Origin of the sequence: Streptomyces sp. NBC_01537 (genome assembly GCF_045040445.1) — a bacterium.
Classification (GTDB): domain Bacteria; phylum Actinomycetota; class Actinomycetes; order Streptomycetales; family Streptomycetaceae; genus Actinacidiphila.
Window position 1 is genome coordinate 6,931,465 of sequence record NZ_CP109392.1, and the last position, 13,098, is coordinate 6,944,562.

Consider the following 13,098-nt stretch of genomic DNA (forward strand, 5'->3'; position numbering starts at 1 on the left):
AGCTGTCATCGGTCAGCGGGTGAGCGGGTGAGCAGGTCAGCCGACGATGCGGTGCGTGGTCCAGAACGAGGTCAGGTCCGTGGTCGTGGCGGCCTGGGCGGCCGCCTTGAACTCGGCCGTGGTCGAGACGCCGTACCAGTGCGAAGTGGCGTAGTCCTTGAGCAGTTTGGCCATGACGGTGTCGCCCAGGAGACGCCGCAGGTCGTGCAGGGCGCACTTGCCGTAGCCGTAGACGACGGTGGAGTACCGGGACGAGTGGGCGTCCCAGTAGGCCATCGAGTTGGTGATGTTCTCCGCCGTCGAGGCCCACGAGACGCTGCTCCAGCAGCTGGTGCCGGTCTTGCCCAGCGCGAGGTCGGTGGCGTAGTCGGTGAACGACTCATCCAGCCAGGGGCTGTTGTACTCGTCGTCGCCGACGATCCCGTAGAACCACTGGTGACCGATCTCGTGGGTGAGCGCCGTGGTGCTGACCAGGTCGAGGACGAATCCGGGGTACTCCATGCCGCCGAACCAGAAGTTGTTGTCGATCACGGCGTCCAGCTCGCCGTAGGGGTAGGCGCCGAAGCGTGCCGCGTGGGCGTCCACGGCGGTCTTGGCGGTGGTGAGCATGGACTGTGCGTTGGCCGAGCTGATGCCCGAGACGGAGTAGACGTTGATGGGTGTGCCGGCGGTCGAAGTGCCGGAGATCTTGGTGAAGGGTCCGGCCGCCCAGGCGAAGTCGCGGACCTTGGAGGCGGTGGCGGTGGTGATCGTACGTCCGCTGGAACCTGCGGCGTCGACCGAGGCGCCGGTGGCGGGCACCAGCAGGGTGGTCGGGTGGTCGAGGGTCACCTTGAAGTCGGCGGCCAGGGAGTAGAACGACTCGCCGTTGTTGGTGTACGGGTCAAGGTGCCAGCCCGATCCGTCCTTGACCGCCAGTACGGGCAGGGCGTTGCCGATCATGCTGAACGCGCCGTCGTAGCCGAACCGGTCGGCGCCGCTGGGCACGGTGATGCCCAGGTCGAAGCCGATCGTGGCGCTCTGCCCCTGCGCCAGCGGGGTCGGCAGGGCGATCTGCAGGGCCGTGCAGGCGACCGAGAGGGCGCCCGCGGTGCCACCGGTGACGTTGCTGACCGTGATCGGCATGGCGGAGCAGGTGCCGTGGTAGTTGTCCCACAGCCTCAGGTACACCTCGCTGAGCGCGGTGGAGGAGGCGTTGGTGAAGGTCGCGCTCTCGTGGCCGGTCCACACCGTGCCGCTCGTGTTGCTGCTGAGGCTGACGGTGTACGAGGGTGCGGCCGGGGTACGTGTGGAGTCCGCGGGCGGGGTGGTCGTGTCCCCCGAGGTGTTGAGGGCGATGTCGTCGAGGACGAAGCTCGTCTGGAGGCTGGAGTCCTCGGTGCCGGTGAAGGCGAGGCTCACGGTCTGGCCCGCGAACGCCGACACGTCGAACGACTTCTGCGCGTAGCCGGTGGCCTTGTTGAGGTTCGAGTACGTCGCCAGCGTCGTGGTGCCGATCTTCGCCGTCAGCTTGTCGTACGCGGTGGACGAGGTCGTCTCGGCGGTGTCGATGTGCAGCCAGAAGGTGAGGGTGGCGGTGCTGCACCCGGACGGGATCGTGACGCTCTGGGAGAGCGTGTCGGTGTGCGTACTGCCGACACCGTTCAGCCAGGCGAAGCTGGTGCCGCCGTGGGCGCTCTGGCCGGTGCGGCTGGTGATCACGGTGGTCGACGACTGGCTCCAGGGCGAAGTGCCGCTCTCGAAGTCGCCGTTGGTGACCACCTGGGCCGGGGTGCAGGCGGCGGCCGCCAGCGGGGCCGTGGGCGGCGCGGCCGCCGCCGAGGGGACGGGGAGCGAGGCCGCGGCCAACGCGGTGACGGCAAGTGCGCTCGCGACGAGGACCTTGTGGGGGATCGGTCTCACACGAAACTCCTTTGAGGCGGCCGGGGTTCCGGCCTGCTCGGTGTCCCCCCGGGGTCGGGGGGACAGCTCTCGGAAGCCTCGCAGATTTGACCCGAACATGCCAAGAGCTTCCAGGTGTGACGACCTGGCTCAACCGGGCTGCGTGACCGGGGACCACACGCCCATGGCGACCGGTCAACCAGTCATGAACGTCAGGTAAAGCCGAACGCTCGTTTTGGTCAACGGAGCGTTCGGTAGGAGTTGCAGACCGTTCAGGTACCGCGCAGGTTGTACGAGCGAACGCAAAGCCGTCCGGTCACCGCCGCGGGCCGGCCGCCCGGGTTGTTGGCGGCCCGGTGCGGGGTGACACTGATCACATGGGCCCCGCACGCTGGGACGACGACGAGGGCGCGCTCGTGGAGCACGCCTTCCGGCAGGCCTCGTTCTCGATGTCCGTGTTCGACACGGAGCAGCGGTATGTGCGGCTGAACGACGTGGCCTGCGAGGTGATGGGGCTCGGCGAGGACGTCCTGCGCGGCCACCCCTTCCCGTACGGCCTGCCCGAGGATGTGGATCAGCTCGGCACGCTGCGGGCGCTGCGCGATGTGGCCGCGACCGGGAAGGCCACGCATTACGAGAGCTTCACGCGGGCGCCGTCCGGGATCCGGGAGCATGCGTGGAATCTGGAGCTGTGGCCGATCAGGGACGCGTCGGGCGAGGTCTGCGCGGTCGGAATGGCCGGGTTCGACAGCAGCGAGCAGCACTGGGCGCGGCAGCGCCTGGCGGTGCTGGACGAGGCGGCGGTCCGGATCGGGATGAGCCTGGACCTGGGCCGTACGGCGCAGGAGCTCGCCGAGCTGGTGGTTCCCCGGTTCGCGGACTTCGCCAGTGTGGACCTGCTGGAGGCCGTCATGCACGGCGAGGAGCCCGCGACCGGGCCGCTGGACGCGACCGTCGTGCTGCGCCGGGCGGCACACATGTCCACCCAGCAGGGGACCCCCGAGGCCGTGATCGGACTGGGCGCGACCGACGCCTACCCTCCGTACTCGCCGGCCGCCAGGGCGTTGCACTCCGGGCAGGCCGTGCTCAGCGGGAGCGGGGACCCGGACTTCGACCGGTGGATCGCCGGGGTGCCGGCGCGGGCGGAGAAGCTGCGCGGTGTCGTCGTCACCTCGCTGATGGCGGTGCCCCTGATGGCCCGCGGCACCACGCTGGGGGTCGCGGTACTGCTGCGCAGCCGGCCCGATGCCTTCAACCAGGACGACTTCCTGCTGGCCAGGGAACTCGCCAGCAGGGCGGCCGTGTGCGTGGACAACGCCCGCCGGTACACCCGTGAGCGCATCACCGCGCTCGCCCTGCAGAAGAGCCTGCTGCCGCACGGGCCGACCCGGCAGTCCGCGGCGGACGTGGCCTGCCGCTATCTGCCCGCGGACTCGCGGGCCGGCATCGGCGGCGACTGGTTCGACATCATCCCGCTCTCGGGGGCGCGGGTCGGCCTGGTCGTGGGCGACGTGGTCGGCCACGGGATCCAGGCCTCGGCGACCATGGGCAGGCTGCGCACCGCCGTGCAGACCCTCGCCGACGTCGACCTGCCGCCGGACGAGCTCCTGGCACACCTGGACGACCTGGTCCTCAGGCTCGGCGGCGGCGACGAGGACGACGCGGACTCCGACACCGGGGAGACCGGGGAGACCGGGGCGACGTGCCTGTACGCCGTCTACGATCCGGTGTCGCGCACGCTGGCCGCCGCCAGCGCGGGCCACCCTCCTCCCGTCGTGGTCCTGCCGGACGGCACGACGGAGGTGCTGCAGCTCAGCGCCGGGCCGGTGCTGGGCGTGGGCGGGCTGCCCTTCGAGGCCACCGAGCGGGTGCTGCCGGAGGGCAGCCTCATCGCGCTCTTCTCGGACGGACTGGTGGAGTCCTACGGCGCCGGCCACGATCCGGACCTCGGGATCACCCGGCTGCGCCAGGTGCTGGCCGACCAGGAAGCCTCGCTGGAGAGCTGCTGCGACCGGGTGCTCACCACCCTGCTGCCGGAGGACCCCCGCGACGACGTCGCCCTCGTGCTGGCGCGCACCAGGGCGCTGGACGCCGACCACGTCCGCGTATGGGATCTGCCCTCCGACGTCACGGTCGTCGCCGATGCCCGCAGGCTCGCCGCCGAGCAGCTCGACGCCTGGGGCCTGGTGGAGGCCGGTTTCGTCACCGAACTGGTCGTCAGCGAACTGGTCACCAACGCCATCCGCTACGGGGCCGATCCGATCCAGCTCCGCCTGATCTACGACCGCACGCTCATCTGCGAGGTCTCCGACGGCAGCTCCACCTCGCCGCACCTGCGCCGGGCCCGGATCTTCGACGAGGGCGGCCGAGGCCTGCTCCTGGTCGCCCAGCTCACCACCCGCTGGGGCACCCGCCACGCGGCGAACGGCAAGACCATCTGGACCGAACAGGCGCTGGAGCCGGGCACGGCCGCCCTCGTCGAAGCTTCGGAGCCCGGCACAGCCCCCTGACGTCAGCGGCGGACCAGCCGGGCATGCGTGGCGGCCGGCGAGCTGACCAGCCCGGCGACCCGGTAGCCGTCGATCCCGTCGCCCACATTGTCGAGCAGGCGCTCGCCACGGCCGAGTAGCCGCGGGACGATGGCCAGGTGCAGCTCGTCGATGAGCCCGGCGCGCAGATACTGCTGGACGGTGGCCGGACCCCCGCCGATGCGTACGTCCTTGCCCGCGGCCGCGTCGAAGGCCCGCTCCAGCACCGCCTCGATGGGCTGGTCGGTGAAGTGGAAGGTGGTCCCGCCCTCCATCACCAGTGACGGCCGCAGGTGGTGCGTGTGCACGAACACGTCGTTGTGGTACGGCGGATTGTCCCCCCACCAGCCCTGCCACGACTCGTCCTGCCACGGTCCGCGCTGGGGCCCGAACATGTTGCGGCCCATGATCGTGGCGCCGATGTTCTCCTCACTGCGCTCGACGTACTCGACGTCGATTCCCGGCTTGCCGTCGGCGAGGTCCCGCATCGCGGCGAACATCCACTCGTGCATGTCCTCGAAGCCCTCGCCGAGCGGGCGCTCCAGGCGCTGGTCCGGACCGGCGGCGAACCCGTCCAGCGTGACGGTGAGGTTGTGTACGCGCAGCTTGGGCATGGCCGTGCTCCTTGGGTTCGCTGTTCCTGTTCTCACCCGTGCGTCGAACGACGGACGGCCGAATCGACAGCTCTCCCGGAATTTCTCACAGGACCGGCCCCGGCGCGGGCGCGCCGGGGCCGGAGGGCACAACGGATTCGCTCAGAAGCCCCAGGCCCAGGCGAGCCGGTCGGCGCCGGAGGGGTTGGTGGTCGCCAGCCAGGGCTTGGCGGTGGTGCCGGTGAGGGTCTCCATGCTGTACGTGTCGCCGGTGCGCAGGCCCGGCCAGTAGACCGAGCCCATGTGCAGTTTGCGGAAGAGGTCGGTGTCGGCCTGGATGAACGAGATCTCGTTGTTCCCGGTGTTGGGTCCGTTGTAGTTCAGGCCGGTGGTCATGGAGGCGCCGAACTCGTCGGCCACGGTGCGCCAGGCGCAGTCGCCCAGGCGGGCCTTGAGGTCGGTGGTCCACTCGTCGTACGTGCGGTTGCCCCAGAAGCCGTAGTGGTGAAGGGAGAGATAGGTGCCCTTCAGGCGGGGGTCGGCGCAGACCGAGACGACGCTGTCGTTGTAGCCGCTGCCGCTGACGAATATGCGGTTGCGCGGGACGGCGGGGAAGGTCTGGATCCACTGGGCGGCGACGTCCGCCCACTCGGCGGGGGTGTAGCCGTGCGGTTCGTTCATCGGCTCGAAGTAGACCCGCTTGTTCTTGGCGTAGGCGCGGGTGACGGTGGTCCACATGGGCCAGTAGGTGGTGGTGTCGTCGATCAGGCCGTCCTTCTCGGCGTCCGTGCCTTCCCAGTAGGAGACGATCACCTTGAAGTTCTGCCGGGTGGCGGCGTCGATGACGGCCCGGTAGGAGTGCCAGTACGAGCCGTTGACGGTGTAGGGGTTGATCGGGAGCCGGACGGTGTTGGCGCCGAGGTTGGCGCGGAAGGCGGCGATGATGCGGCTCGCCTTGCTGTACGTGGTGGCGTAGTCGTCGGAGAGGGACAGCCCGGACAGCACCACCGGGTCGTTCGCGAAGTTGTCGCGGGGATCGGCCCAGTTCACGCCTTTGAACTGGCTGGTGTTCGGTGCCGGCGCGGAGGCGGGCGCGGCCGGCGTGGCGGCCGAGGCGGAGGGCTGGAGGCCGGCGCACAGAGCGGCGGCGCTGGCTACGGCTACGGCGGCGTTGACCAGCGTGCGGATGGGCATGGCGGCTGCACCTTCTCGATGTTTGCGCTAACACGGTCGACTGGGCTGCGAGTTTGGTTGCGCCCGCGTGAATCTGTCAAGCGTGTTGCGGAGAGGTTTCAACCCGTGTCGGCAGCGGTAGTTGACCCGCGTCAGCGCGGGCCGGCCGACGGCTGTGTGCCGCCCGAAAGCGCCTGGACGGTGAGGGCCGCGCCGAGGGTGTTCAGGCCGCCGAGGGTGTCGGTGGGCTGGCCGGTGTGCCGGGTGATCTGCCGCAGGCGCAGGTCGAGGGTGTCGGGGTGGATGCCGAGACCGTCGCAGGCGCGGGTGCGGGAGCCGTCCGCGGCGATGAGCGCGACGAGGGTTTCCCACAGCACGGGCTGTTCCAGCAGGGGTTCGATGATCTGGAGGAGCCGCCGGAGGACGGTGGGCGTCCGGGCGGCGGCGTACTGAGGGAGGACGTCGTCGAGTTCGTAGACCCCCGGCGGGGAGGCGAGGGCTACGGCGAGGATGGTCGCGCAGATGTCGTCGGCGACGGTCTGGTCGTCCCGGGTCTCCGAGAGTGGCTGCCAGTGGACCGCGATCCAGGCGTCGCCCTCCAGATCGGGGTGGGCCCGGCGGGCCAGGTCGGCGGCCTCCTGCTGGCCTTCGGCGGGCACGAGGACGTAGACACCGTCCGTGCAGCGCAGGACGACCACATCGGGACCGGCGTGGCGCCGGAAGATGCCGTCGACGTCCGTCGCGCCGCAGCCGGGTGCCTTGACGGCCATGACGGCGTAGGCCGCCGCGGACTGCCGCGCGGCGGGCCCGGCGGGGATCCGGTGTCCCGGCGGGGGAGGGGCGGTCGCCGAGCGGTCCCGGAGGAAGCCGGCGCTCAGCTCGTTGGCGACGCGTCGGCCGGCGTCGCCGAGCCGGAGCGCCATGACCTCGCGGGACAGGGCGTCGGGGCTGTTGCGGCCGCCGAGGATCCGGTCCAGCAGACGCTGGGTCATGGTCCGGACCTCGGCGAGCAGGTCGTCGATGGATTCCCCGCGCGACGCCCACGCCTCGCCCTCGGCGCGGATCCGGGCGGCGGTCTGCTCGCTCCATTCGCCCTCACCGGAGATCACCTCGGTGAAGGCCGAGAAGATCTCCCAGCTGAGTGCCCGGCGGGCTTCCTCCGGATCGCCCTCAGGGGCGGCGAACGGAGGGTGAAAACCGGCTGTGCTCAAGGGCAGAGGATGTGTTGTCATGCCTGGACCTCGACGGACCCCCGGGAGCCGGCGTACTCGGGCACGCCGAGCATGGCGTACGCCGCGAGCGCCGTGCACAGGGTCTGCAGTCCGCGCACCTGAGTCGGCGAGTGGCCGGTGAGGTACTCGATCCGCCGGAGCCGGTAGTCGATGGTGCTGCGGTGGATGATGAGCTCGGAGGCGGCCCGGGCGCGGTTGCCGTCCGCGGCGATCAGTGCCTCCAGGGTCTTCAGCAGATCCGGCTGGGTGACCACCGGCAGGATCAGCTTCGCCAGGTGCCGGGACACCTCGGGGCTGTTCGCCACCGCGCACTCCACGGCGACGTCGTCGAGCCGATAGACCCCGGGCCGCCGCTTCAGCGCGCACACCGCCTTCAGGACGTCCTCGACCTCCCGTACGGCGCCGGCCAGGTCCTCCCGCGGTCGCCAGGCGACCGAGACCCACACCCGGTCGCGGTGGGCTTCCCGGATCTTCAGAGCGAGCCACAGGGCCCGCTGCGGGTCCTCGGCGGGCGCTGCGTCCAGTACGTGGCCGGTCTGGCCGATGGCCTGGATCCCGAAGGCGGCCCAGGCCGAGGCCGCGGCCGCGGCGAATCCGGGAGACATCGATCGAAGGGGAGGGGGCGCGGTCCGGGCGAGGCGAGGCTGCATGGGCGGTCGGTGCCCTTCGTTCAGGGGGAACGCGGTGATGCACAACCCAACAGCACGCCCATCACAGCAGCATCTGCACACCATGGGAGTTCCATCAGAGTGCAGGCGCACAGTGCCCGCGAGCGCGGCAGTGCCCGTGAGCGCGGTGCCGTCCGAATTTCTCTGACAAGTCGCCGACCGGCTTCCCCTGTCTCAACGACCGCCCACAGAATCGAACATCAGAGGGGACCGCCGGGCACCACGAGGGACTATGCCGATCAACGACCTTGACCGCGGGCGCCCGTGGGCTGTTCCCCCTGTTCCCTCTGCGAGTCCCCGGCCGCGCGTGCTCATCGTCGAGGACGACAGAAGCGTCATGGCCGTGCTCACCATGGGACTGCGTTTTCTCGGCTTCGAGACCCTGACCGCCTCCTCCGGCGGACAGGCCTGCGCGGAATTGCCGGAGCAGGCGCCCGATGTCGTCCTCCTGGACGTCATGCTCCCCGACATGGACGGCTTCGAGGTCTGCCGGCGGCTGCGGGAGGCCGGTGTGGAGACCCCCGTGCTCTTTCTCACCTCGCGCGACTCACTGGAGGACAAGATCCACGGCCTGGCCATGGGCGGGGACGACTACGTCACCAAGCCCTTCGACCTCAACGAGGTGGTGGCCCGCATCCACGCGCTGCTCCGGCGCGCGGGCAAGGGCCGGCAGCAGCCCTCCCCGCGCCGCCTGCGCGCGGCCTGGGTGGAACTGGACCAGGACACCCGGGACGTGTGGCGGCACGGGCAGCCGGTCCAGCTTTCGGCCACCGAGTACGCGCTGCTGAAGTACCTCATGGAGCACACCGACCAGGTGATCTCCAAGGCGCAGATCCTGGACAACGTCTGGGGCTACAGCTTCCAGGGGGAGTCCGGAATCGTCGAAACGTACATCTACTACCTGCGGCGCAAGCTGGGCGACACCGGGCAGACCCTGATCAGGACGGTGCGCGGGGCGGGCTATCTGCTGCGGGCCGACGCGGCCGCTACGAAGGACGTCTGATCCATGGCCGCACCGGCGTCCAGCCCGGCCGGGGATCCGCCTGCCGAGACCTGCCGCACACCGGCCGGTCTGCGCGCCATGGTGACGCTCGTCGAGGAGGAGTTCAACCGGCGCGGGAAGGCCGAGGAACGGCTGCGCGAGTTCCTCACCGCCGCGAGCCACGAACTGCGCACACCCCTGACCACCATCAGCGGCTACGCGCAGCTCGTGCGCCTGGGAGCCCTGGAGAGCCCCGTTGAGCTGGACGCGGCCATGGAGCGCGTCCAGCAGGAGGCGGCCAGGATGACCCTGCTGATCGACGAGCTCCTGCTGCTGGCCCGGCTCGACCACGGCCGGCCCCTGGAGCGCGTCCGCGTCGACCTGGCCAGGCTCTGCTCGGAGGTGGTGGCCGATGCCCGGGTGTGCGCCCCGGAGCGCGTCATCAGCTACACCGTCCAGCTCGACGCGCACGAGGTACGGGGCGACCCGAACCGGCTGCGTCAGGTGCTCATCAACCTGCTGTACAACGTCCGCTCCCACACGCCACCGGAAGCGAGCGTCAGGGTCGAGCTGCTGCGCGACGGTCCCTGGCAGGTCATCGACGTCATCGACGACGGGCCGGGCATCCCGCAGGAGTTCCACGAGTGCGTCTTCGAACGCTTCTTCCAGGTCGAGCGGCTGCCGCACCAGGCCCAGGACCACGGCGTACCCCACTCGGGCACCGGGCTGGGGCTGAGCGTCGTCGCGGCCATCGTGGAATCCCACGGCGGCACGGTACGGATCGAACCCTCCGAGCGCGGCGCCTGGTTCAGGGTCCGCCTCCCCGATCGCGCTCTGATCTCACTCTGATGAAACCCTGAGAGGATTCTGGGCCATTCTCTGATGGAACACTGATCACCCCCGCCGGGGTGTGCTGTCTAATGATGGCAATGCCTTCAAGGGGTGGAATCCCCTTCGGCCACGCCGCGCGCACAGCGCTGCCTGAATTCAGGAATTCCTGAATTCGAGCAGTGCCTTTTCGGCATTCCCTGAAATGCCCGGTCCCGGTTCACTTGGAATTAACTTCACGCTTTTCTTATTCCCTATTGACCGGCCCGCGATTCCAGGCCGATAGTTATGCGCACCGGCCGCTCCTTCCGCCGTGGTCCCCCTCTCGATGGAGTGAAAAATGGTATTCGCGCGTCGCAAGCACGAATCCGGCAAGCGCTTCTCCCGCACCGCCGGCACACTCGCCGCCCTTACCGTGGGCGCCTCGCTGCTCACGGTCCCCCAGGCGTTCGCCGCCAGCTCCCCCACCAGTGCCGAGCTGCTGAAGGCCTGCAACTGGGCCAGCTTCTGCAAGTTCCGCCCGCAGAGCTACTGGGGCTACACCGGACCGAAGCACCAGGTCGGCAGTACCGCGTTCAACTGCGGTAGCCAGACCAACCAGCACCGGGTCGACTGGTCGGACACGACCACCGCCGGCAACACGGTGGGCGTCTCGGTCACGGCGGGTTACACGTTCGCCAAGGTCTTCGAGGTCTCTGTCACGGCCAGCTACAGCCACACCTGGGAGAACTCCCACACCGACGTCGAGTCCAACACGGTCAACATCCCGTCGGGACACGTCGGCTGGCTCGAACGCGGCACCTCGAAGCAGCAGGCAAAGGGGTGGTGGGAGATCCAGTTCAAGAACAAGTACTACGACCACTATGTCTGGTACGTCTACGACTACCAGGAGTCCGGCTTCAACAAGGACAACCCCAGCTACGGCTACGTCAACTTCAAGGACCGGGCGATGACCTCGTCCGAACGCGGCGCGCACTGCTGAATCAGCCACCACCCCGTACAGCGTGCGGTTTCACGCGATCCGCCGGTCGCGTGAAACCGTGCGCCTCACAGCAAAGTGGTAATCCGTGATGTCCGGAATTCGCCCCCCGCTCCGAATCGTCGCTCTCGCCGTCTGCTCGTTCTTCGTTCTTTCCGGCTGCGCGAGCGGGACCACCGAAGGCACGCACAGCGGCTACGCGGACCGTCAGGGGCCGACCGTGATCGGCACCGACAGCTCCGCGGAGAGCCGGGTCGTGGCGGCGCTCTACGGCGAACTCCTCACCGCCGCCGGGGAGGAGGTGAAGACGGCGAGCGCCCCGTACGCGTCAGCCATCGACACCGCCCAGGCCGTGGTGGACGGAAAGATCAGCATCGCGCCCGCCTATGAGAGCACCCTGCTGCGCGCGATGCCGGGCGGCCAGACCATGCCCGGCAACATGGAGGCGACGCTGAGCATGGCGCTGCCCCCGGGGATCGTCGCGCTGCCGGCGGCCGCCGCGCAGCGCGGGATCGTCCTCGCGGTCACCGGGGCGACCGCCAAGCGCCACAAGCTGAACAGCCCCGCCGACCTGACCGACCTCGCCAAGGCCGGCGGCCACCTGACCCTCGGCGGCTCCGCTTCCGGCGATCCCGACGCCCCGTCGGTCTCGTCCCTGAAGAAGGCGTACGGCGTCTCCCTCACCACTGCCGGGACATCGAAGACGGCGGACGTGCTGGTGCTGCGCGGCACCGACCCCGCGATCGCCCGGGACGGCCTGGTCGTGCTCACCGACCCCAAGTCGTCCATCCCGCCCGAGCATGTCTTCCCGCTGATCAGCGCCCCTGCGGTGGACCTGCCCGGCAGAAACGCCCTGGCCCGCGTCAACACCCTGCTGACGACCGCCCAACTGGCGGCGCTCACCTCATCCGTCAACGCAGGCGAGGCCCCCGGGAAAGCCGCCAGGACCTGGCTGCGCTCCAAGGGCCTGCTGCGCTGAACCCGCATCCCACCAGACCAGACACACAAGAACAAGCAAGAAGGTGGTAGTCCAATGCGCACTCTCAGACGCAAGCTCGCCATAGCGGCGCTCTCCTTGGCCGCCCTCCTCGGCGGCCTGGCGGTTCCCGGAACGGCCTACGCCGCCAGCGACAAGTTCGTGACCCTCAGGGTCTGCAGCGGGTCCACCGAGACGGTGAAGTTCTACTTCGTCGGTGAGAACCAGTACGGCGACTGGGGCGGCTCACAGTTCTGGGAGATCGCGCCGAAGGGCTGCACCACGGCGAGCGGCTACTGGTGGAAGGCCGGGCAGTCGGTCGAGTTCCACCACCGCAAGCCCAGCACCGGATGGCGCTGGGAGCCCAGGCTCATCTCGTACAACGACGCGAAGAACTGGGGCGAGTACGGCCTCTGGATCGGCTAGGGCCGACATGGTCGCGGGTCCGCAGGTCGCAGTGCAGGGGCCTGCGGACTCGTTGTTCAGTTCTCCGCCCCGTCGGCGTACATCATGTAGCCCACACCGCGCACGGTGCGGATCAAGGACCGGCCGGAGTCGCCGAGCTTGCGCCGCAGGTAGTAGACGTAGGTCTCCACGACTCCGGACTCGCCCTGGAAGTCGTATTTCCAGACGCCGTCCAGGATCTGCGCCTTGGTGATCACCTGGCCCGCGTTCTGCATGAGCATCCTCAGCAGCTCGAACTCGGTGGGCGACAGCGGCATCGCCTCGCCGCGCAGCCAGGCCTCCCGGCTGTCCTGGTCCAGCTCGATCCCGCCCGCGCGCAGCCGGGAGGAGGAGGCCACGCCGTAGCCCGCCCCCTGGGCGCGGCGGATGAGCGCGTGGATCCGGGCGCTGACCTCGGTGAGGTCGAAGGGCTTGGTGACGTAGTCGTCGCCGCCCATCGCCAGCGCGTGGCACTTGTCCTCCACGGCCGCGCGGGCGCTGAGGAAGAGCACCGGGGTGTTGTTCCCCGCCGCGCGGAGCCGCCGGCAGACCTCGGCGCCGTCCACGTCCGGAAGCATCATGTCCAGCAGGACCGCGTCGGGCCGTCTGTGGCGTACGGCTTCGATCGCCTCCGCCCCCGTCGCCACGGTGTGCGCGTCGAAGCCGAGGAAGCGCAGGGCCGTGACGAGCACAGCGGAGACGCTGATCTCGTCGTCCACCACCAGCACGGAGGAACGAAGCTCTTGGGTCACGTCTGAGGCACCTTTGGTCAAGGGATGTCCTGGACCAAGGCTGGCCGCCGGCAAGTTGTCTA

The 13,098-nt window shown here is 69.6% G+C and carries 12 protein-coding genes; 6 read left to right on the forward strand and 6 right to left on the reverse strand.

Going from position 1 to position 13,098, the window contains the following annotated elements; translation table 11 throughout:
- Positions 1 to 36: 36 nt before the first annotated feature.
- Positions 37 to 1,902: a M1 family aminopeptidase gene (locus OG607_RS31845; RefSeq protein ID WP_405730777.1), complete on the reverse strand. Its 1,866-nt coding sequence runs from the start codon at positions 1,900 to 1,902 to the stop codon at positions 37 to 39.
- A gap of 356 nt (positions 1,903 to 2,258) precedes the next feature.
- Here OG607_RS31845 and OG607_RS31850 point away from each other — a divergent pair, with 356 nt between their 5' ends.
- Complete coding sequence (locus tag OG607_RS31850) at positions 2,259 to 4,391, forward strand: SpoIIE family protein phosphatase (protein ID WP_405730779.1); 2,133 nt, start codon at positions 2,259 to 2,261, stop codon at positions 4,389 to 4,391.
- A 2-nt stretch (positions 4,392 to 4,393) separates the two neighbouring features.
- Here the strand turns inward: OG607_RS31850 and OG607_RS31855 are convergent, their stop codons facing one another.
- From OG607_RS31855 to OG607_RS31870, 4 genes are all read right to left on the reverse strand, one after another.
- On the reverse strand, positions 4,394 to 5,023 hold the full coding sequence (locus OG607_RS31855) for a dihydrofolate reductase family protein (RefSeq protein ID WP_405730781.1): 630 nt from the start codon (positions 5,021 to 5,023) through the stop codon (positions 4,394 to 4,396).
- Between the two features lie 141 nt (positions 5,024 to 5,164).
- Positions 5,165 to 6,196, reverse strand: a complete 1,032-nt coding sequence (locus OG607_RS31860; protein ID WP_405730783.1) for a cellulase family glycosylhydrolase — start codon at positions 6,194 to 6,196, stop codon at positions 5,165 to 5,167.
- Between the two features lie 131 nt (positions 6,197 to 6,327).
- Positions 6,328 to 7,386 (reverse strand): helix-turn-helix domain-containing protein, encoded by a 1,059-nt coding sequence (locus OG607_RS31865; protein WP_405730785.1) that lies wholly within the window; start codon positions 7,384 to 7,386, stop codon positions 6,328 to 6,330.
- Between the two features lie 17 nt (positions 7,387 to 7,403).
- The gene (locus tag OG607_RS31870) at positions 7,404 to 8,012 is read right to left on the reverse strand and encodes a PucR family transcriptional regulator (RefSeq protein ID WP_405730787.1); all 609 of its coding nucleotides are present in this window, start codon (positions 8,010 to 8,012) and stop codon (positions 7,404 to 7,406) included.
- Between the two features lie 370 nt (positions 8,013 to 8,382).
- Between OG607_RS31870 and OG607_RS31875 the strand changes: the two genes are divergently transcribed.
- The 5 genes from OG607_RS31875 (at position 8,383) to OG607_RS31895 (ending at position 12,266) form a co-directional block, all read left to right on the forward strand.
- Positions 8,383 to 9,078: a response regulator transcription factor gene (locus tag OG607_RS31875; protein ID WP_405730789.1), complete on the forward strand. Its 696-nt coding sequence runs from the start codon at positions 8,383 to 8,385 to the stop codon at positions 9,076 to 9,078.
- A 3-nt stretch (positions 9,079 to 9,081) separates the two neighbouring features.
- Entirely contained in the window at positions 9,082 to 9,906 is an 825-nt protein-coding gene (locus OG607_RS31880; RefSeq protein WP_405730791.1) for a sensor histidine kinase, read from the forward strand.
- Between the two features lie 319 nt (positions 9,907 to 10,225).
- A complete protein-coding gene (locus OG607_RS31885) occupies positions 10,226 to 10,867 on the forward strand; it encodes a hypothetical protein (RefSeq protein WP_405730792.1) in 642 nt (213 codons plus the stop codon).
- An 88-nt stretch (positions 10,868 to 10,955) separates the two neighbouring features.
- On the forward strand, positions 10,956 to 11,843 hold the full coding sequence (locus tag OG607_RS31890) for a glycine betaine ABC transporter substrate-binding protein (RefSeq protein ID WP_405730794.1): 888 nt from the start codon (positions 10,956 to 10,958) through the stop codon (positions 11,841 to 11,843).
- Positions 11,844 to 11,897: 54 nt separating this feature from the next.
- Positions 11,898 to 12,266: a hypothetical protein gene (locus tag OG607_RS31895; protein WP_405730796.1), complete on the forward strand. Its 369-nt coding sequence runs from the start codon at positions 11,898 to 11,900 to the stop codon at positions 12,264 to 12,266.
- Between the two features lie 56 nt (positions 12,267 to 12,322).
- On the opposite strand, the gene OG607_RS31900 is transcribed toward OG607_RS31895, so the two are convergent.
- Positions 12,323 to 13,036, reverse strand: coding sequence for a response regulator transcription factor (locus OG607_RS31900; protein ID WP_405730798.1), 714 nt, complete (start codon positions 13,034 to 13,036; stop codon positions 12,323 to 12,325).
- Positions 13,037 to 13,098: the final 62 nt, after the last annotated feature.